We start from the raw sequence: 1,235 nt of genomic DNA, 5'->3' as shown, positions 1-1,235 counted from the left end.
TTCAGGGGGCCATACGATTATCTGCAAAGCCAGCAACTTCGACGACATTACGATCTTGACCGTGTTTTTCCGCAGGCGGAACAGGAAAGGCGGCGGCTTGGGAGCCTCGCCGTAGCAAGCTCCTGCGACTTGGAAGAATTTACGTATAATGAAGAATTGGCGAAAAAGGCCGCCGTTGAAAACGCCGCGCCGCTCTTTCCGTGTTTCGGCGTCCACCCACAACTGCCCGCCGTAAAAAACGCCGAAGACGAGCCGTTTACGGACATCAAATTAAACGAAAGTTTTGAAACTTTGCGCAATCTGGCGGCAGCGGGAAGGCTTTCGGCGGTCGGCGAATGTGGTTTTGATCTTTACGATTCGGCGTACAAGGACACGGAAAAAACACAGGACGCCCTGTTTTCGGCGCATTTGGAAATTGCCGCCAATTACGGTCTGCCCGTCGTTCTTCATGTCCGACGTGCCATGCATAAAATTTTCGCCGCCGAAAAAGTTTTATCCAAGTGCAAAGCCGTCGTCTTTCATTCATGGTCAGGCACTCTTGAAGAAGCGAATTCGCTTCTCCGCCATGGAGTAAACGCGTACTTCTCGTTTGGTAACGCCATTACGTTAAACCACAAGCAGGCGATTCAATGCTGTTCCCTGCTTCCGGCGGAAAGACTGCTCACGGAGACCGACGCTCCTTTTCAGCCGAGGAGAGGCGAAAAGTATTCGATATGGGCGGATTTGCCTTTGATACTTGAAGCGGCGGCGACGTTACGTAACAATGCGGAAAGTACGGTTACGGACGCGAAAACGCTTGAGGAGCAGATTGAGGAGAATTTTAGGAAAGTTTTTTGCCAGTATTGTATGGAAATAAATCCCCCTTTCACGGATACTTCTTCTTAAACCCCGACACTCTCGCGCTTGCGGTAACATTAAGCGAAGACCGCTCTCCCCTAACAAGGTACTGATACCCGATGCCGGCTATCATGGCGGCATTGTCACCGCAGAGGGAAAGAGGGGGGAAAATGCAGTTGAGGTGTTTCTGCTTGGAGAGGCACGAGCGAAGGTAGCTGTTAGCCGCAACGCCGCCGCCTGCGACAATTGTTGTAAGACCGGTATCTTCGGCGGCGTTTAATAGGGCGCGTAAAAGGATTTCTACGGCGGTTTTTTGGAAAGAGGCGGCTATGTCCTCGTTTGTGGGTTTGGTTTCCTTTGCCTTGAACATATCAAGCTGGTTGATAACGGCGGTTTTT

2 protein-coding genes are annotated in these 1,235 nt (G+C 51.2%); one reads left to right on the top strand and one right to left on the bottom strand.

Going from position 1 to position 1,235, the window contains the following annotated elements:
* Positions 1 to 885 (top strand): TatD family hydrolase (locus tag ACYVTD_RS13225; protein WP_461248205.1); only part of this gene is annotated, 885 nt, incomplete at its 5' end.
* Here ACYVTD_RS13225 and ACYVTD_RS13220 read toward each other — a convergent pair.
* Positions 866 to 1,235: Kae1-like domain-containing protein (locus tag ACYVTD_RS13220; protein WP_461248204.1), on the bottom strand; the 370-nt coding region annotated here is incomplete at its 5' end. The genes ACYVTD_RS13225 and ACYVTD_RS13220 overlap by 20 nt on opposite strands.

This window comes from Treponema sp. R6D11 (assembly GCF_054786075.1).
This window is presented reverse-complemented; position numbering and strand designations above follow the sequence as displayed.